Below are 18,533 nucleotides of genomic sequence, written 5' to 3' on the forward strand. Positions count from 1 at the left end.
ACAGGAAGATGTGAATGTCCGGAAACGAGCAGGCCCCCGCAGAATATGGCGCGGATTCCATCAAGGTTCTCAAAGGGTTGGAGGCGGTTCGAAAACGCCCCGGCATGTATATCGGGGACACCGACGATGGCTCGGGCCTGCACCACATGGTGTATGAGGTCGTGGACAACGGTATCGACGAGGCGCTGGCAGGCCACGCAGACCACGTGACGGTGAAAATCCACGCCGATTCCAGCGTATCCGTCAGCGACAACGGCCGCGGCATTCCGGTGGGTATCCACGAGGAAGAAGGCGTATCCGCGGCCGAGGTCATCATGACCCAGCTGCACGCCGGCGGTAAGTTCGACAGCAACTCCTACAAGGTTTCCGGCGGCCTGCACGGTGTGGGTGTTTCGGTGGTGAACGCGCTGTCTGACTGGCTGGAATTGCGCGTCTGGCGCGACGGCAAGGAACACATTGCCCGGTTTGAGCGCGGTGATACCGCCAGGCATCTGGAAGTGGTCGGCGATTGCGGCGACCGGACCGGCACCGAAGTGCGCTTCATGGCCTCGACGGATACGTTTTCCAACCTCGAATATGTCTTTGAAACGCTGGAAAAGCGCTTGCGGGAACTGGCTTTTCTGAACTCCGGCGTGCGCATCATCCTGATCGACGAACGCCCGGCGGAACGGCTGGAAGTGGAGTTGTACTATGACGGCGGCGTCAAGGAATTCGTCAAATACCTGGACCGCCACAAGACGCCGGTGATGGAAACTCCGGTTTATATCATCGGTGAAAAGGACGAAATCGTTGTCGAAATCGCCATGTGGTGGAATGACAGCTATCACGAAACTGTGCTGCCCTTCACCAACAACATCCCGCAGCGCGATGGCGGCACCCATGTTGCAGGCTTCCGCGGCGCGCTGACCCGGACGATCAACAACTACGCGCAGATTTCGGGCATCGCGAAGAAGGAAAAGATCTCCTTTACTGGTGATGACGCCCGCGAAGGGCTGACCTGCGTTTTGTCGGTGAAAGTGCCGGATCCGAAATTTTCCAGCCAGACCAAGGACAAGCTGGTGTCATCCGAGGTGCGCCCGGTGGTCGAAAGCCTGGTCGGGGAAAAACTGGCAGAATGGTTTGAGGAAAATCCCGGCCAGGCCAAGCAAATCGTTGGCAAAATTGTCGAGGCCGCTTTGGCCCGCGAGGCCGCCCGCAAAGCACGCGAACTGACCCGCCGCAAAACTGCAATGGACGTGAATTACCTCGCCGGCAAGCTGAAGGATTGCTCTGAAAAAGACCCGTCCAAAACCGAAGTCTTCCTGGTCGAGGGGGACTCGGCCGGCGGTTCCGCCCAGACGGGCCGGGACCGGAGGACACAGGCAATCCTGCCCCTGCGCGGCAAGATCCTGAACGTTGAACGCGCACGCTTTGACCGGATGCTGGGAAGCCAGGAGATCGGCAACCTGGTGATGGCATTGGGCACCGGTATTGGCCGGGACGAATTTAAGATTGAAAAGCTGCGCTACCACAAGATTGTCATCATGACCGATGCGGACGTGGACGGCGCCCATATCCGGACGTTGCTCCTGACCTTCTTCTACCGGCAGATGCCGGAGCTGATCGAGGGCGGCTATCTCTACATTGCGCAGCCGCCATTGTATAAGGTCGCGCGCGGCAAATCCGAGGTTTACCTCAAGGATCAGGCAGCGCTGGATGATTATCTGATCAACCAAGGTGTCGACGGCGCGTTGCTGAAACTCGGTAACGGCTCCGAGATTGCCGGTGCCGACCTTACCCGCGTGGTCGACGAGGCGCGCCAGCTCAAACGTGTGCTGGATGCCTTCCCGACCCATTACCCGCGCCACATCCTGGAGCAAGCTGCCGTGGCCGGTGCCTTTGTGCCCGGTGCGGTGGATTCCAACCTGCAGGGCGTGGCCGACAAGGTTGCGGCGCGGCTGGACGCCATTGCCCTGGAATATGAGCGCGGCTGGCAGGGCCGGATCACCCAGGATCACGGCATCCGTCTGGCCCGCATCCTGCGCGGCGTCGAGGAAGTGCGTACCCTGGACGGTCCGATGCTGCGCTCCGGCGAGGCGCGCAAAACCGGCAGCTTCACCCAAAGCCTGCAGGAAGTCTACGGCACCTCCTCCCAGCTGATCCGCCGCGATCGCAGCCAGATTATTCACGGACCGCTGGATCTTTTGAAGGCGATCCTTGATGAAGGCGAAAAGGGTCTCTCGCTGCAGCGCTACAAAGGCCTGGGCGAGATGAACCCGGACCAGCTGTGGGAGACGACACTGGACCCGGACGCCCGGACACTGCTGCAAGTGCGGGTCGACGATATGATCGAGGCGGATGATCTGTTCACCAAGCTGATGGGCGATGTTGTCGAACCCCGTCGCGAGTTTATCCAAAAGAACGCGCTTAGCGTCGAAAACCTGGATTTCTGATCGGGTTGTAGGATCGCGCATATTCGTGCGCGATCCCCATAAGTTTGCGCGATTGGCCCATAGGTTTGCGCGTAAGCGTTGCTGCGAGGACTTCACCCGCCACGTCGCGGCAGACGTATTGCTGGCCCCGGTACCTGCGGCCAATTGGCATCGCAAGGGTGATGATCAAATTCAGTGCGCTTTCACTGACCAAGCGGCACGAGGCTAGCTGGCGGTACTTCCCAACCAGTTCCCGAGATATGAGCGTGTTCTAAATAGGTTGGCGATATTCGCGGTTGGAAGCGCTATGGACGCATTGATATCGTTAATTTCGATTGTTTGAATGTTTGGTTTTGCCAAATCTACCGCCCGGGAAATGATTCAGATCAAAGTGCAGTACGGCCGTCCTGCGCATTCTCCTGCCAGCGACGCGGCACTGTTCAGAAATCCGGAATCAGATGCGGCCTTTTCCGGCCGGCTTGCTGCGCTACATTTGTACGAGCCAAGGAGGACAAAAAATGTCCGAACAGCCAAGCAAAGCCGAAGAGCGGAACACCTTCCTGTTCCTCGCCGTGGTTCTGGCGCCGGTACTGGCGGTGGGACTGGTCGGCGGATACGGCCTGATCATCTGGATCTCCCAGATCTTCCTGGGACCGCCCGCCGGGTAAGAGGCCAGGCCAATGCCAGCACATGCCAGCACAGCCCCCTCGCGGCGCGCCTTCCTGACCGGGAAAGTGGCCCGCCCGGAGCCGGAATTCCGTCCGCCCTGGACGGATGAGGCCCGGGTGCAGGCGCAGTGCACCGGCTGCAATGCCTGTGTTGAGGCTTGCCCGCAAGGGATCATCGAATTCGACAGCCGCAGCCGCCCGCGGATCAGTTTCCACGGTGGCGAATGCACATTTTGCGGCGCCTGTGCCGAAGCCTGCCCGCAGGCGGTGTTCGATCTGGCACAGCCAGCGCCCTGGCCGGTGACGGTGGAGATCACCAGCAGCTGCCTGAATGCCGCCGGAATCGCCTGCCAGCTGTGCACCGATATCTGCGACCCGCGCGCCTTGCGGATGGACCTGTCGGTCCGCCCGGTCGGCGCCATTCAGGTGGATCCCGGCGCCTGCACCGGCTGCGGTGCCTGCCTGTCCACCTGTCCCAACAATGCCATCGCACTCTGCGACCCCCGCCAGCAAAGGACGCCCGCGTGACAGAAGAGATCCATATTTCCAGCCTGCTGGTGCGCAGCAATCCGGCGCAGATGGAGGATGTTCTGGCCAACATCAAATCCATGGCAGGCGCCGAGATTTCGCAAGCCGATCCCTCGGGCAAGATCGTCGTCCTGTTTGAGGCGGACAGCGACCGGGCCATTGGCGATGCCTTGGCCAGAATTCAGCTTCTCGACGGCGTCGCCAGCGCGGCGCTTGTCTTCCATCAAACCTGCGATGCGCAGGACCTCGCCATTGAAGAAGGAGTCCCCCAATGACCGGCCCCAAGACTGGCCTGACCCGCCGCGACGCCATCAAGGCGCAGGCCGCCGCAGCTGCGGCACTTGCTGCCGGGCTGCCGATCCCCGCCGCCGCGCAGAACCTTGTCACCGACGCCAATGTAACCGAGCTGAAGTGGTCCAAGGCCGCCTGCCGCTTCTGCGGCACCGGCTGCTCGATCATGGTTGCCACCAAGGCCGGCCGCGTGGTTGCCACCCATGGCGACACCCAGGCCGAGGTCAACCGCGGCCTGAACTGCGTCAAGGGCTACTTCCTTTCCAAGATCATGTACGGCGCCGACCGTCTGACCCAGCCGCTGCTGCGCAAGACCAACGGCGAATATGCTAAAGAGGGCGAATTCACCCCGGTCAGCTGGGATGAGGCCTTTGATATCATGGCCGAGAAATGGAAGAAGACCCTGGCCGAAAAAGGCCCCGAGGGCATCGGCATGTTCGGCTCCGGCCAGTGGACAGTCTGGGAAGGCTATGCCGCGTCCAAGCTGATGAAGGCGGGCTTTCGGTCCAACAACATCGACCCCAACGCGCGCCACTGCATGGCCTCTGCTGTGGGCGGCTTCATGCGCACCTTCGGCATCGACGAGCCGATGGGCTGCTATGACGACTTCGAGAACGCCGACGCCTTTGTGCTGTGGGGCTCGAACATGGCGGAGATGCACCCGATCCTGTGGACCCGCATCACCGACCGCCGGTTCAGCCACCCGCATGTGAAGGTGGCGGTTCTGTCGACTTTTACCCACCGCAGCTTTGATCTGGCCGATATCCCGGCAGTGTTCACCCCGCAAACCGACATGGTGATCCTGAACTACATCGCCAACTACATCATCCAGAATGATGCGGTGCATAAGGACTTCGTCGGCAAACACGTCAACTTCCGCCGCGGCAATCAGGACATCGGCTATGGCCTGCGTCCTGAACACCCGCTGGAGCAGGCCGCCGAGAACAACGACAAGGCAGGCGGCTCCGAGCCGATGTCGTTTGAGGAGTTCGCCGAATTCGTTTCCGAATACACGCTTGAAAAAGCCGAGGAAATGTCCGGCGTTCCGGCCGAGACCCTGGAGAAGATCGCTAAGCTTTATGCCGATCCCGACACCAAGGTCATGTCGCTGTGGACCATGGGCGTCAACCAGCACACCCGCGGTGTCTGGACCAACAACCTGCTTTACAACATCCACCTGCTGACCGGTAAAATCTCCACCCCTGGCAACTCGCCGTTCTCGCTGACCGGCCAGCCCTCGGCCTGCGGCACGGCGCGCGAGGTGGGGACCTTCTCGCACCGTCTGCCTGCGGATCTGGTGGTGAAGAACCCCGAGCACCGCGCCTTTGCTGAGAAAATCTGGAAACTGCCCGAAGGCACCGTGCCCGGCTGGATCGGCTCCCACGCGGTCAAACAGAACCGCGACCTGAAGGACGGCAAGATCAACTGCTACTGGGTGCAGGTGAACAACAACATGCAGGCCGCGCCGAACATGATGGAGGAAGGGCTGCCGGGTTACCGCAACCCCGACAACTTTATCGTCGTGTCGGACGCCTATCCGACGGTGACCGCAGAAGCTGCCGATCTGATCCTGCCCGCCGCGATGTGGGTGGAAAAAGAAGGCGCATACGGCAACGCCGAGCGCCGCACCCAGTTCTGGTACCAGCTGGTCAATGCTCCGGGTGAATCCAAGTCCGACCTGTGGCAGCTGGCGGAATTCTCCAAGCGCTTCACCACCGACGAGGTCTGGCCGGCCGAGCTGCTGGACGCCAACCCGGAGTATAAAGGCAAGACCCTGTTCGACGTGCTGTTTGCCAACGGCAAGGTTGACCAGTTTGAACTGACCGAGAAAGCCAAAGAGTACGGCAACCACGAATCCGAAGACTTTGGTTTCTATCTCCAAAAGGGCCTGTTCGAGGAATATGCAGAGTTTGGCCGCGGCCACGGCCACGATCTGGCGCCTTTTGACCGCTACCACGAGGAACGCGGGCTGCGCTGGCCAGTGGTCGACGGCAAGGAAACCCGCTGGCGCTTCAAGGAAGGCTCGGACCCCTATGTGACCCCGGGCTCGGACTACGAGTTCTATGGCAAGCCCGACGGCAAAGCGGTGATCTTTGCACTGCCCTACGAGCCGCCGGCAGAAAGCCCGGATGAAGAATACCCGATATGGCTGGCCACTGGCCGCGTGCTGGAACATTGGCACTCCGGCTCAATGACCCAGCGGGTGCCAGAGCTGTATCAGGCAGTCCCCGACGCGCTGTGCTACATGCACCCGGACGATGCCTCGGCCCAAGGGTTCCGGCGCGGCACCGAGGTGCGGATCATCTCGCGGCGCGGTGAAATCCGCACCCGGGTCGAGACCCGCGGCCGCAACAAGCCGCCCAAGGGGTTGGTGTTTGTGCCCTGGTTCGATGCGCGCCGGCTGATCAACAAGGTCACGCTGGATGCCACCGATCCGATCTCGAAACAGACGGACTACAAGAAATGCGCAGTCCGTATCGAAGCAGTGTGAGGCCCGTCATGAAACATCTCCGTCTCGCCATCCTGGCCGCTCCGATCCTGCTGGCCCCGGTCTTTATGGCTTCACCAGCTTTTGCCCAGAACCAGGTCGCCACACTGCGCAACAATGCGCCGCTGGCGGAAGAGGGCGAAGCCACCCAGATCCCCGGCATCGTCAACACCGACATCCGCCAGGTGCGCAACTACCCGGACCAGCCGCCGCTGATCCCGCATAAGACCGACAACTACCAGGTCGATCTGAACTCCAACAAATGCCTGACCTGCCATAGCCGCACCGCAGTGGAGGTCAGCCAGGCACCGATGATTTCGGTCACCCACTTCATGAACCGCGAGGGCCAGACCCTCGCTGCGGTCAGCCCGCGGCGGTATTTCTGCACCCAGTGCCACGTGGTGCAGACCAATGCCCGGCCGCTGGTTGAAAATGAGTTTGTCGATGTCGACCAGGTGCTGGACTACGTGCACTCGAAACAGGGCGGGTCTGACTGATGTGGGGTTTCTTAAAACGTCTGTGGTGGATCATCACCCGCCCCAGCGCCTTCTTCTCGCTTGGCTTCCTGACCATGGGCGGCTTTGTGATGGGGATAATCTTCTGGGGCGGCTTCAACACCGCGCTTGAGGTCACCAACACCGAGGCTTTTTGCACCAGCTGCCACGAAATGCGCGACAACGTGTTTGAGGAGCTGAAGCCGACGATCCACTACTCCAACCGCTCCGGCGTGCGGGCGTCCTGCCCGGACTGCCACGTGCCGCATCAATGGTCCAACAAGATCGCCCGCAAGATGCAGGCCTCCAAGGAGGTCTGGGGCAAGATCTTCGGCACCATCAACACGCGCGAGAAATTCCTGGAGCACCGGCTGGAACTGGCCCAGCATGAATGGGCGCGGCTTGAGGCCAACGACAGTCTGGAGTGCCGCAACTGCCATTCGGACGAGTCGATGGACATCACACGCCAGTCCAAACGGGCGGCGGATGCCCATGAACGCTTCCTGTTCACCGGCGAAAAGACCTGCATCAGCTGTCACAAGGGCATCGCCCACCAGCTGCCGGACATGAGTGCTGCCGAAGGCGAAGATCATGCCGGTCTGCTGGCCCCGGCCCATGGCGCAGGCCTGCTGGCCAGCACCCGCAGCTATCTGGGCCTGAGCAGCGACTGACGCTGCCAGCCCCCGCAAACAACAATAAAGGCCGCTGCCTCGATGGGCAGCGGCCTTTTTGGTGTCAGTTGGCTGGCGGTTTACAGGGGGATGCTGCCCAGATGATCCGCGCCGCGTTTGCGGGCCAGCATCATCTGCTTCTGCCGCTCACGGAACCGCGCCTTGTCTTCTTCCGAGGTCTGATCGATGCACTGATGGCAGGTGACGCCCTGCTCAAACCCGGGGCGCGCCTTGTCCTCGGGCAGGATCGGGCGGCGGCAGCCGTGGCACAGCTCATGCGGGCCTTCCACCAGCCCGTGGCCAACCGACACCCGGTTGTCAAAGACAAAGCATTCGCCTTCCCAGGTGCTGTTATCCGCAGGCATTTCCTCCAGATAGCGCAGAATGCCGCCCTTCAGGTGATAGACATCCTCCACCCCTTGACCCAGCAGGTAGTTGGTCGACTTCTCGCAACGGATGCCGCCGGTGCAGAACATCGCAACCCGCTTGTTGTGAAAGCGCTCCTTGTTCTTTTCCCACCAGGCCGGAAAGTCGCGGAACGACTCGGTCATGGGATCAATAGCGCCTTCAAATGTGCCGATCGCCACTTCGTAATCGTTGCGGGTGTCGATCAGGACCACATCGTCCTGCCGGATCAGATCGTTCCATTCCTCCGGCTCAACGTAATGGCCAACAGATGCCAGCGGATCCACGTCCGGCTGGCCCATCGTCACGATCTCTTTCTTCAGCCGCACCTTCATCCTGCCAAAGGGCGGCTCAGCGGCGGTGGCTTCTTTCCAGTCCAGATCCGCGCAGCCGGGCAAGCCCTTGATATGGGCCAGCACTGCATCGATACCTGCGCGCGGTCCGGCGATGGTGCCATTGATCCCCTCCTGCGCCAGCAGCAGCGAGCCTTTGACGCCTTGCGCCTGGCAAATCTCCAGCAGCGCCGGACGGATCGCGGCGGGATCGGGGAAACGGGTGAAGTGATAGAGGGCAGCAATTGTGTACATACCCCGCCCTTAGAACCATGGCGCGGGTAATTCAAGAGAAAGAGCCACCCCCGCTGAGCCAGTAAAATAAGGGCTTTGGATGCATGTTAATTGCTGCACCGGTATGCGACTGGCCAGCGGGAGTTTCCAAGATCCGCTGCCGCCGCTACATATTGTGTGCCCAGCAAAGGAATTGCCGATGACCCAGGCTCTGATTGTCGTGGATGTACAGAATGATTTCTGCCCTGGGGGCGCCCTGGCCGTGCCCGGCGGGGATGAGGTGGTGGCCCCGATAAACGCCATGATGGACCGGTTCGATGCCGTGATCCTGACCCAGGACTGGCACCCGGCGGGGCATACCTCCTTTGCGTCTTCGCATCCGGGAAAGGATTCGTTTGACACGGCCGAAATGCCTTATGGCACCCAGGTTTTGTGGCCGGATCACTGCGTGCAGGGCAGCGATGGGGCCGCATTTCACAAGGGTTTGCGCACCGATGGCGACCTGATCATCCGCAAGGGTTTCCGGCCAGGGATTGACAGCTATTCGGGGTTCTTTGAGAACGATCACTCCACCCCCACCGGGCTGGAGGGCTATTTGCGCAGCCGCGGCATCACTGCGCTGACCCTGGCTGGACTGGCCACTGATTTCTGTGTTGCCTTCACTGCCCTGGATGCGGCGCGGCTTGGCTTTTCCGTAACGGTTGAGCTGGCAGCCTGCCGCGCCATTGATCTGGACGGATCGCTGCAGGCGGCGCTGGAGAGAATGGAGAGCAAAAATATAAACCTGCAATCTTAAGGAGAATGGCGCGAAATATTAACAAAGGCGTTGCTATGCTGTGCGGGCACCCCGACAGATGCCAAGGCTGATTGATGGACACTTCGGACTGGACCGGCAACGGACCGCTGGCCAACTTTAGTAAACGATACGGCTCGCTTGAGCTGCTGCTGCGTTATTGCCGCGGCCGTGTCCGCGCGTTCCGGGCCCGCCTGTTGTTCATGCTTTTTGCTTTTGCCGTTCTTGGGCTGGTCGTGCCGCCGCTCTATTCGCTGCTGGCTTTTGCGCTTGCGCTTGCCGGGGATGTTGCGGACTGCCTTCTGCTGCGCCAGGCGGATCATCTGGTCCGCCGCGGGATGAGCGAAGGGTGGCTGCGGCTGCTGACGGCGCTGACCGCCTTTTTGCACGCCTTGGCGCTCGGCGCGGCCGCGTCAGCCCCGTTCTGGGTCGAAATGCCGGGATTGGTGCCGCACGCCCATAATGAGCCGCTTTTTACAATCGGTCTGCTTACCGGGATGGCGATCAATGCCGGGCTGGTGCTGCCGTATCATCCGCTTGCAGTCATAACCAGACTTGTCACCTATGCGGCATTGCCGGTTGCCTTTCTGGCCGTGGAGATCGTTGAAACCCCGGTTCTGGCACCAGCGTATTTCCTTCATCTGGCAGGGCTGGCAGTTCTTTTTGCCTCCTTTTTCTGGTTTCTAAGCTATGTCAGGCGCAATTTCAGCCGGACCCGCGGCGCTTTGCTGGCACAGGCGCTCCAGCAGGAGGAACTGGAAGCCGCCTATGTCCGGCTTTCCGACCAGAAGATGGAGGCCAAGCGCCTGGCGCTGGTTGCTGAAAGCGCCAACGACAGCGTGATGCTGATGGACCGCGACGGGCGCATCACCTGGGTGAACGACAGTTTCACCCGCATCACCGGTTACAGCTTTGACGAGGCGCTGGGGCAGTTGCCCGGCGATCTGCTGAACAGCGGCGAGACGGACGCCGAGACTATCCGCCAGCTGCAAGACAGTGTTCTCCATGCGCGCCCTCTGCGGGTGGAAATCCGCAATCGCTGCAAGGACGGCCGGCGGGTCTGGATCGAGACCAGCCAGGTGCCGATGCTGAACGCGGCCGGCGAACTGGAGACCCTGATCGCGGTGGAGCGGGACATCACCGCCTCCAAGGAACATGCCCAGCAACTGGAACAGGCCCGTATCGCCGCCGAGGAAGGCGCCCGGGCCAAGGCTGATTTTCTGGCCACGATGAGCCACGAAATCCGGACACCGATGAATGGTGTGATCGGCATGGCCCAGTTGCTGCGCGAAAGCAGCATGGATGAAGAGCAAACCCTTTACACAGACACCATCCTCAGTTCGGCGGATACCCTGCTGGCGCTGATCAATGATGTGCTCGATTTTTCGCAAATGGATGCCGAGGAGCTTAACCTCAGCCAGGTCAATTTCGATCCGCACGCCTGTTTCGAGGAAACCATCCGCCTGCTGCAGGCCCAGGCAGACGCCAAAGAGTTGGAGCTGGTACTGAAAATCACCGGTCGTGTGCCCAGCCTGCTGCGGGGGGATGACCGGCGGATCCGGCAGGTTCTGATGAATCTCACCGGTAATGCGATCAAGTTCACGGATCAGGGCCGGGTGCTGGTGACACTGGATGCCGAACCGGCGGCGTCAGGGACAGGCCGCGACCTGGTGTTCTCGGTTGCAGATACCGGAATTGGCATCGCCGCGGAAAAGCTTGGCAAGGTGTTTGAGCGTTTTTCCCAAGCGGATGCTGCAATCAGCCGCCGTTTTGGCGGCACCGGGCTTGGGCTGGCCATATCCCGCCGCATTGCGGAAGCGATGGACGGCAGTATCACGGTCACGTCGGAACCGGGCTTGGGGTCCTGTTTTACGGTGCGGCTGCGGTTGCAAACGCCTCAGCCGGAACCTGCAAAGGCACCCGCGGCACCGGCCTATCCGGACAGCTCCCCGGCACTGGACGGCCTGCGGGTTCTGGTGGCCGAGGACAACGCGGTGAACCGGGTGCTGATTGAAAAGTTCCTGCAATCCGCCCCGGTGGAGCTGGCCTTTGCCAAGGATGGCCGCGAGGCAGTGGCGCGTTTTGAGGATTTTGCGCCCGATGTCATTCTGATGGATATGTCGATGCCGGAAATGGATGGGCTGGAGGCCACCCGGATGATCCGGGCCAGGGCCCGCCCGCAGCCGGCCATTGTGGCCCTGACCGCCAATGCCTTTGAGTCTGACCGCAAGGCCTGCCTGGATGCCGGCATGGATAACTTTATGAGCAAGCCGATCAACCGGGGTGTGCTTTTGGAGGTGCTGGGCCAATTGGCACCGCAAGCACAAGCCCGCCGCGCGGGTTGATTTCCTTGCTCCCGCAGGCGCGCTATTCTATCAATCAGTGACCCTTATGCACGAGGCTGCCGGTGGATATTGCAACCCGCGTCTACAATCACAAATGGAAAATCGATCCGATTGTCCGGTCGCTGATTGATACGGATTTTTACAAGCTTCTGATGTGCCAGTCGGTGTTCCGCAACAAGCCGGACACGACGGTGACCTTCTCTCTGATCAACCGTTCCGCGCGGGTGCCGCTGGCCCGGCTGATCGACGAGGGCGAGCTGCGCGAACAGCTCGACCATATCCGCTCGCTGTCGCTCAGCCGCGGTGAAAGCACTTGGCTGCGCGGCAATACCTTTTACGGCAAGCGGCAGATGTTCCGCCCTGACTTCATGGAATGGTTCGAGGGCCTGCGCCTGCCGCCCTATCATCTGGAACGCAGGGGCGATCAGTATGAGCTGACCTTCGAGGGCAAATGGCACGAAGTGATGCTGTGGGAAATCCCAGCGCTGGCGGTGCTGATGGAGCTGCGCAGCCGTGCGGTAATCAACAGCATGGGCCGGTTTGAATTGCAGGTGCTTTATGCCCGCGCCATGACCAAGGTTTGGGAAAAGATCGATCGCCTGCGGGACGTGGACGGGCTGACCATCGCCGATTTCGGCACCCGGCGGCGGCACTCGTTCCTGTGGCAGGACTGGTGCGTGCAGGCGATGCACGAGGGGCTGGGCGGCAAATTCACCGGCACCTCCAACTGTCTCATCGCGATGCGCCGCGAAGTGGAGGCGATCGGCACCAATGCCCATGAGCTGCCGATGGTCTATTCCGCGCTGGCTGAAGATGACGCGAAGCTGGCCCAAGCGCCCTATGACGTTCTGTCCGACTGGCATGATGAGCACGAGGGAAACCTGCGCATCATCCTGCCCGACACCTACGGCACCCAAGGTTTCCTGGACCGTGCGCCCGATTGGCTGGCCGGCTGGACCGGCATCCGTATCGACAGCGGCGATCCGGCCAAGGGCGCGGAGGTTGCGATCAATTGGTGGCAGGACCGCGGCGAGGACCCGGCGGAGAAGCGGGTGATCTTTTCCGATGGGCTCGACGTGCAGCAGATCCAGGACCTGCACGCGCAGTTTTCGGACCGCACCAAAGTGTCCTTTGGCTGGGGCACGCTGCTGACCAACGACTTCCGCGGGCTGGTGAAGGATAACGCGCTGGCGCCGTTTTCGCTGGTCTGCAAGGCGGTTGCCGCCAATGGCCGGCCGACCGTGAAATTGTCGGACAATCCGGAAAAGGCAATGGGGCCTTCAAAGGAGATTGCGCGCTACAAGCAAGTGTTCGGAGTCGGTTCTCAGGAACGGCTGGACGTTATTGTTTAACCCTCTTCCTGCGCTGCAAAGAACGGGCTGGCTCCCGCGCGTTGCCCCTGCTGAGCGCCCCTTGGGCCCGGCACGCCGCGCTAGAGGCGCGGCCTGCCGGGCATTGTGCAACGCACGGCGCAAAACCTCTTGCGGCAGCGGGACCTAACCGTGATGGGCGGCCACGGTCTTGAGCTGTGAGAACCCATAGAGCGCTTCAAACCCCTTTTCCCGCCCATGGCCGGATTTCCAGACACCGCCGAAGGGCAGCTCAACCCCGCCGCCGGCGCCGTAATTGTTAAGGAACACTTGCCCGGCCCGAAGACGCTTTGCCAGCCGCATCTGCCGTGCGCCGTCTCGGGTCCAGACGCTGGCCACCAGACCGTAATCGGTGCTGTTGGCAATCCGCACGGCGTCTTCTTCGGTCTCAAACGGGATCAGCACCTGCACCGGGCCAAACACCTCCTCGCGCGCCAGCACATGATCCGGCGGCACGTCGGCAAACAGAGTGGGCCGGACATAGGCACCTGTTTCTGGCGCCTGCGGGGAAATGGCGCCATGGGCAGCAACCGGCAGGTTCGCGCCCTGCTCCAGATAGCTCTCGACAATCTGTTTTTGCCGGGCAGAGATCAGCGGTCCCAGCTGCAGGTCGTCCTTTGCCGGCCCCGCCTTCAGGTCACGGTAGGCATCTGCCATCCGCGCCTTCACCTCGCCGTAGACCCCGCGCTGCACCAGAATACGCGAGGAGGCCGAACAGGTCTGGCCTGCATTCTGGATGCCTGCATTCACAAGAAACGGCAATGCGGCGTCCAGATCCGCATCGTCGAACACAAGCTGCGGAGACTTGCCGCCCAGCTCCAGCGTCACCGGAACCACATTGGCGCCTGCGGCCTGCTGCACCAGAGCGCCCGTGCGCACCGAGCCGGTAAAGGAAATATGCTGCACATTCGGATGCCCTGCCAGTGCCGCGCCGGCTTCCCCTCCCAGACCCGTCACCACATTCAGCGCCCCGGCGGGCAGCCCGGCCTCGACCGCGATACGGGCAAAAGCCAGTGCCGTCAGGCAGGCTTCTTCGGCCGGTTTCAGCACGCAGGCATTGCCCATTGCCAGCGCCGCACCCACCGAACGCCCGATGATCTGCATCGGGTAATTCCAGGGCACGATATGCCCCGTCACCCCATGCGGTTCGCGCAGCGTATAGACGGTGAAACCGTCCAGATAAGGGATGGTCTCTCCCATCACCTTGTCCGCTGCGCCGCCGTAGAATTCGCAGTAGCGCGCCAGCGCCAGCGCATCGGCCCGCGCCTGGGTCAGCGGCTTGCCCACGTCCATCGCTTCCAGTGCGGCCAGTTGCTCCACCCGCTCCTGCACCAGCTGTCCGATCCCGGTCAGGATGCGGCCGCGCTCCAGCGCTGTCATCGCGCCCCATTCCCCCTCCAAGGCAGCATCTGCGGCCTGCACCGCAGCCTCTATATCCGCTGCGCCGCCGCGGGGGATCCGGCAGATTTCGCTGCCGTCCGAGGGGTTCACCAACGGCAGGGTTCCGCCGCTGGCGGCAGGAAGCCAAGCGCCGCCAATGAGGCACAGCGCGGGATCGAACCAGAGAGGGGAGGCGTCAGTCATCATGGGCTCCTGCAACGTCGAATGTGTAGCTTTTGATTTGATGTCCGGTGAAGGGCGCGCCCTCGCGCAAATCCCGGATGCCGGGCAGGAGGCTGAGGCATGTGCCCCAGAACGCCACAGCCTGGCGCGAGGATTTCGACAATCCCATGCGCCAGCGCCCCGGGAACTCCTGCAGGATAAGGCAAGCGGCTTCCTGGCCCCAGCCCTGGCGGCGGTGCTGCGGCAGAATGCAGAACTCAGACAATTCGCGCCGGTCATCGGGCAGGTTCAGCACGATGGCAAAGCCGATGCGGGCGCTGTCCTTGCGCAGCCAGAAGGCGGTCACATCCTTGCGGTGCAGCATCTGGCCCGCACGCTCGGTAGGATCGATCGCAGCGTGCGGCGCTGTCTCCTTGAAATAGGGCGCCATCGCTGCGGCCAGCAAGGCCTGTTCCCGCGGCATGATCAGCGCTAGAGACAGGGTCATGCAGCCCCCGAATTCAGATCGGGAAGAACCGGCGCAGCGGCAATCAGCTGCCGGGTATAGGGATGCTGCGGATTGCTGAACATGGCCTCGGTTGCGCCTTGCTCGACGATCTCGCCTTTTTGCATCACCAGGCAGCGGTCGGTGATCGTCCGCACCACGCTCAGGTCATGGCTGATGAACAGATAGGTGAGGGCATAGGCCTCGCACAGCTCCGCCAGCAGGTCGAGGATCCGGGCCCGGACCGAGACGTCGAGAGCGGAGACCGCCTCGTCAAATATGATCAGCTCTGGACGGGTGATCAATGCGCGGGCAATCGCAATACGCTGGCGCTGGCCGCCGGAGAACTGGTGGATGTATTTGCCGGCATCTTCAGGGTTTAGCCCGACAGCAGAAAGGGTTTCGGAAATAAGCCCGGCGCGCGCCGCCCCGCTTGGCGGATCTGGCAACAAATGGAATGGTTCGGTGATCAGCCGCTCCACCCGGTGACGCGGGTTGAAGCTGCCATAGGGGTCCTGGAACACAACCTGGACTTTGCGTCGAATCGTCGGGTTGAGGTGAGTCGCAACACGCTTTCCATCGAGGCGGATCTCCCCGCCCTGCAACGGTTCCAGCCCCAGAATAGCCCGTGTCAGGGTCGATTTTCCGCACCCCGACTCACCCACCAGGCCCAGCCGTTCACCGCGGTTCAGGGTAAAGGAGACATTGTTCACGGCGCGGAATGTGCCGGGTTTGGAAAACAGCGATTCGCGCGGGGTTCTGTAGTCGCGGACCGCATTCCTGACCTCCAGCAGCGGCGCGGGGGCGGGCGGGTCCGGCAGCGCCACCTGATGGCTGGAGGCTTCAAACAGCATCCGCGTGTAGGGATGCCGCATGTTGCGCAACAGCCAGGTGGTATGGCCGGTTTCCACCACTCCGCCGTTCCGCATGACGACGATCCGGTCGGCCAGGTCCGCGACGACGGCCAGGTCATGGCTGATGATCATCAACCCCATGCCATAGTCCTGAACCAGGTCCTTCAGCAGCTCCAGAATCTGCGCCTGGGTAGTGACATCCAGCGCGGTTGTCGGCTCATCCGCGATCAGCAGCTTGGGGCGCAAAGCGATGGCCATTGCGATCACCACCCGCTGGCGCTGGCCGCCCGACAGCTCATGCGGATAGCGCGACAGGGGGAAACGGTCCGCCGGCAGGCCAACCCGCTCCAGCACCTTGCGGGTGCGGGCTTCGGCCTGCAGGCGGGGCATCGCCTTGTGGATAAGAATCGTCTCCATCACCTGCGCACCGATGGTCTTGACCGGGTTCAGCGCGGTCATCGGCTCCTGGAACACCATGCCGATGGACTGGCCGCGCAGGGCGCACATTTGCGACTCGGGCTGCTCCAGCAACTGGGTGCCGCTCAGCGTGATGTACCCCTTGGCCTCCGCAAGGTCCGGCAGCAGCTGCAGGATGGCGAGTGCGGTCATAGACTTGCCCGACCCGCTTTCACCGGTGACCGCCACGATCTCGCCGGGCTCGATGTGGAAACAGACATCCTTCAGCACCTGAAAAGCGCCGATCCTGACCGACAGGCTGGTGACATCCAGTAGCGTCATGCGCGTGCCACCCTTAGTTTCGGGTCCAGGAAATCGCGCAACCCGTCGCCCAGCAGGTTCAGCCCCAGCACGGTCAGGATGATGGCCATGCCCGGCACCAGCGCCAGATGCGGGGCAAAGCTGACCATTGTCTGAGCGTCGGCCAGCATCCGGCCCCAGCTAGGGGTGGGCGGCTGGGCACCGAGGCCGACATAGCTGAGACCCGCTTCTGCCAGGATACCCAGCGAGAACTGGATGGTGCCCTGCACGATCAGCAGGTTCATCACATTGGGCAGGATATGCTCAGCAGAGATCCGTGCCGCGCCCTTGCCTGCCACCCGGGCGGCCAGAATGAACTCGCGCTCCCACAGGGACAAAGCCGCGCCGCGGGTGATGCGGGCAAAGACCGGGATGTTGAAGATACCGATGGCGATAATTGCGTTGACGGCTCCGGCCCCCAGGACGGCGGTGATCAGAATGGCGATCACCAGCGACGGGAAGGCAAAGACCAGATCATTGCCCCGCATGATCCCCTCATCCAGCCACGACCCGTTGCGCGCGGCGGCGGCCAGCCCCAGCGGCACGCCCGCGCCCATGCCAATACCCACGGCTACCAGCGCCACGGCGATGGAGGTGCGGGCGCCGACCATGATCATCGACATCAGGTCGCGTCCGAAATGATCGGTGCCCAGCCAGTGCTGCGCATTCGGCGTTTGCAGTTTGGCAGGGATGTTCATTGCCGCGTGGTCGAATGGCGTCCACAGAAACGACACCAGCGCCGTCAGCAGCACCAGCGAGGAGAGCACGCCGCCAAGGATCAGGTTGCGGGTCATGTCCGGCTCCTGAGGCGCGGGTCGACCAGCGCATAGGCGAGATCGACCAGAAAATTCACCGTAATGACGGCAAAGACCAGTAGCATCACCACCGACTCCACCACGATCAGATCGCGCGAGGAAATCGCCTGGAACACCAGCCGCCCGAGGCCGGGCAGGTAGAACACCTGCTCAATGATGATGGCGCCCGCCAGCAGGAATGAAAACTGCAAGCCGATGATGGTCAGCACCGGGATCAGGGCATTCCTGACCCCATGCCGCCACAGGGCCTGGCGGCGCGAGAGCCCCTTGGCGCGGGCAGTGCGCATGAAATCCTCGCCCAGGATGTCGAGCAGCGCCGAGCGCATCACCCGCGTCAGGATCGCAGCCTGCGGCAGCGCCAGTGCAATCGCAGGCAGGGTAAGCGCATGGACACCTGCCCAAAGCCCGGCATCCCAGCCCGGAAAGCCGCCGGCTCCGAACCAGCGCAGGTTGATGGCAAAGATCAGCACGAGCATCATCGCAAACCAGAAGTTCGGCACGGCGACCCCCAGCTGGGTAGCCCCGATCACGGCCATGTCCCCGGGCTTGCCGCGGCGGGCGGCGGCGTAGATGCCGGCCGGAAAGGCGATGAGCGTGGAGAGCGTCAGCGCATAAAGCGCCAGCGGCAGCGACACCCACAGCCGGTCGGCAATCATCCCGGCAACTGGCGTGCGGTAAGTGTAGGAGGTGCCGAAATCGCCGCCCAGCATGCCGGCGGCCCAGCTAAGGTAACGGGCCAGCTTGCCCTGATCCAGCCCCAGCTCCGCCTGCAGTGCGGCGACGGTGTCGGCCTGCGCATTGACCCCCAGCATGAAGGAGGCCGGATCACCCGGCGCCACCTCCACCACAAGAAAAATCACCAGCGAGGCCACGGCCAGGCTGGCAATCAGCGACAACAGGCGTTTCAGGGCGTAACGCAACATGCCCGCCACGTTAGGAGCGCCGGGCGGTTCGGTCCAGTGGGCAGCGAAGAGAAACGAGCGGCAGAGCATAAAAACGCGCAACGTCAAGAAGTTGTACAGGGTCTGACC

At 62.2% G+C, this 18,533-nt stretch carries 16 protein-coding genes; 10 read left to right on the plus strand and 6 right to left on the minus strand.

Going from position 1 to position 18,533, the window contains the following annotated elements:
* Positions 1–14 precede the first annotated feature (14 nt).
* The 7 genes from gyrB to K3557_RS19995 all read left to right on the plus strand — a co-directional run bounded on the left by gyrB (position 15) and on the right by K3557_RS19995 (position 7,551).
* The gene (gyrB, locus tag K3557_RS19965; protein ID WP_259996300.1) at positions 15–2,432 is read left to right on the plus strand and encodes a DNA topoisomerase (ATP-hydrolyzing) subunit B; all 2,418 of its coding nucleotides are present in this window, start codon (positions 15–17) and stop codon (positions 2,430–2,432) included.
* 497 nt (positions 2,433–2,929) lie between these two features.
* Positions 2,930–3,079: a periplasmic nitrate reductase, NapE protein gene (napE, locus tag K3557_RS19970; RefSeq protein WP_129372422.1), complete on the plus strand. Its 150-nt coding sequence runs from the start codon at positions 2,930–2,932 to the stop codon at positions 3,077–3,079.
* A 12-nt stretch (positions 3,080–3,091) separates the two neighbouring features.
* Positions 3,092–3,607: a ferredoxin-type protein NapF gene (locus tag K3557_RS19975; protein ID WP_259996302.1), complete on the plus strand. Its 516-nt coding sequence runs from the start codon at positions 3,092–3,094 to the stop codon at positions 3,605–3,607.
* Complete coding sequence (locus K3557_RS19980) at positions 3,604–3,882, plus strand: chaperone NapD (RefSeq protein WP_259996304.1); 279 nt, start codon at positions 3,604–3,606, stop codon at positions 3,880–3,882. The genes K3557_RS19975 and K3557_RS19980 overlap by 4 nt, the downstream gene beginning before the upstream one ends.
* The gene (gene napA / locus K3557_RS19985; protein ID WP_259996321.1) at positions 3,879–6,389 is read left to right on the plus strand and encodes a nitrate reductase catalytic subunit NapA; all 2,511 of its coding nucleotides are present in this window, start codon (positions 3,879–3,881) and stop codon (positions 6,387–6,389) included. The genes K3557_RS19980 and napA overlap by 4 nt, the downstream gene beginning before the upstream one ends.
* 8 nt (positions 6,390–6,397) lie before the next feature.
* Entirely contained in the window at positions 6,398–6,883 is a 486-nt protein-coding gene (locus K3557_RS19990) for a nitrate reductase cytochrome c-type subunit (protein ID WP_259988314.1), read from the plus strand.
* Positions 6,883–7,551 carry a NapC/NirT family cytochrome c gene (locus tag K3557_RS19995; protein WP_259988312.1) on the plus strand — a complete coding sequence of 223 codons (669 nt, stop codon included), beginning with the start codon at positions 6,883–6,885 and terminating at the stop codon, positions 7,549–7,551. The genes K3557_RS19990 and K3557_RS19995 overlap by 1 nt, the downstream gene beginning before the upstream one ends.
* 80 nt (positions 7,552–7,631) lie before the next feature.
* Here the strand turns inward: K3557_RS19995 and K3557_RS20000 are convergent, their stop codons facing one another.
* Positions 7,632–8,543, minus strand: a complete 912-nt coding sequence (locus tag K3557_RS20000) for a rhodanese-related sulfurtransferase (RefSeq protein ID WP_259996322.1) — start codon at positions 8,541–8,543, stop codon at positions 7,632–7,634.
* 178 nt (positions 8,544–8,721) lie between these two features.
* Between K3557_RS20000 and pncA the strand changes: the two genes are divergently transcribed.
* From pncA to pncB, 3 genes are all read left to right on the plus strand, one after another.
* A complete protein-coding gene (gene pncA, locus K3557_RS20005; protein ID WP_259996326.1) occupies positions 8,722–9,318 on the plus strand; it encodes a bifunctional nicotinamidase/pyrazinamidase in 597 nt (198 codons plus the stop codon).
* Positions 9,319–9,392: 74 nt separating this feature from the next.
* A complete protein-coding gene (locus K3557_RS20010; RefSeq protein ID WP_259996336.1) occupies positions 9,393–11,660 on the plus strand; it encodes a PAS domain-containing hybrid sensor histidine kinase/response regulator in 2,268 nt (755 codons plus the stop codon).
* A gap of 62 nt (positions 11,661–11,722) precedes the next feature.
* Entirely contained in the window at positions 11,723–13,012 is a 1,290-nt protein-coding gene (pncB, locus tag K3557_RS20015) for a nicotinate phosphoribosyltransferase (protein WP_259996339.1), read from the plus strand.
* 144 nt (positions 13,013–13,156) lie between these two features.
* On the opposite strand, the gene K3557_RS20020 is transcribed toward pncB, so the two are convergent.
* The 5 genes from K3557_RS20020 to K3557_RS20040 are packed head-to-tail and all read right to left on the minus strand — an operon-like array spanning position 13,157 to position 18,425.
* Positions 13,157–14,614: an aldehyde dehydrogenase family protein gene (locus K3557_RS20020; protein ID WP_259996341.1), complete on the minus strand. Its 1,458-nt coding sequence runs from the start codon at positions 14,612–14,614 to the stop codon at positions 13,157–13,159.
* Positions 14,607–15,080, minus strand: a complete 474-nt coding sequence (locus tag K3557_RS20025) for a GNAT family N-acetyltransferase (protein WP_259996343.1) — start codon at positions 15,078–15,080, stop codon at positions 14,607–14,609. The genes K3557_RS20020 and K3557_RS20025 overlap by 8 nt, the downstream gene beginning before the upstream one ends.
* The gene (locus tag K3557_RS20030) at positions 15,077–16,669 is read right to left on the minus strand and encodes an ABC transporter ATP-binding protein (RefSeq protein ID WP_259996345.1); all 1,593 of its coding nucleotides are present in this window, start codon (positions 16,667–16,669) and stop codon (positions 15,077–15,079) included. The genes K3557_RS20025 and K3557_RS20030 overlap by 4 nt, the downstream gene beginning before the upstream one ends.
* Positions 16,666–17,481, minus strand: coding sequence for an ABC transporter permease (locus K3557_RS20035; RefSeq protein ID WP_259996347.1), 816 nt, complete (start codon positions 17,479–17,481; stop codon positions 16,666–16,668). Before K3557_RS20035 ends, K3557_RS20030 begins: the two co-directional genes overlap by 4 nt.
* On the minus strand, positions 17,478–18,425 hold the full coding sequence (locus K3557_RS20040) for an ABC transporter permease (protein ID WP_259988295.1): 948 nt from the start codon (positions 18,423–18,425) through the stop codon (positions 17,478–17,480). The genes K3557_RS20035 and K3557_RS20040 overlap by 4 nt, the downstream gene beginning before the upstream one ends.
* Between the last annotated feature and the right edge of the window lie 108 nt (positions 18,426–18,533).

It is taken from the genome of Leisingera sp. M523, from assembly GCF_025141335.1.
GTDB lineage: Bacteria > Pseudomonadota > Alphaproteobacteria > Rhodobacterales > Rhodobacteraceae > Leisingera.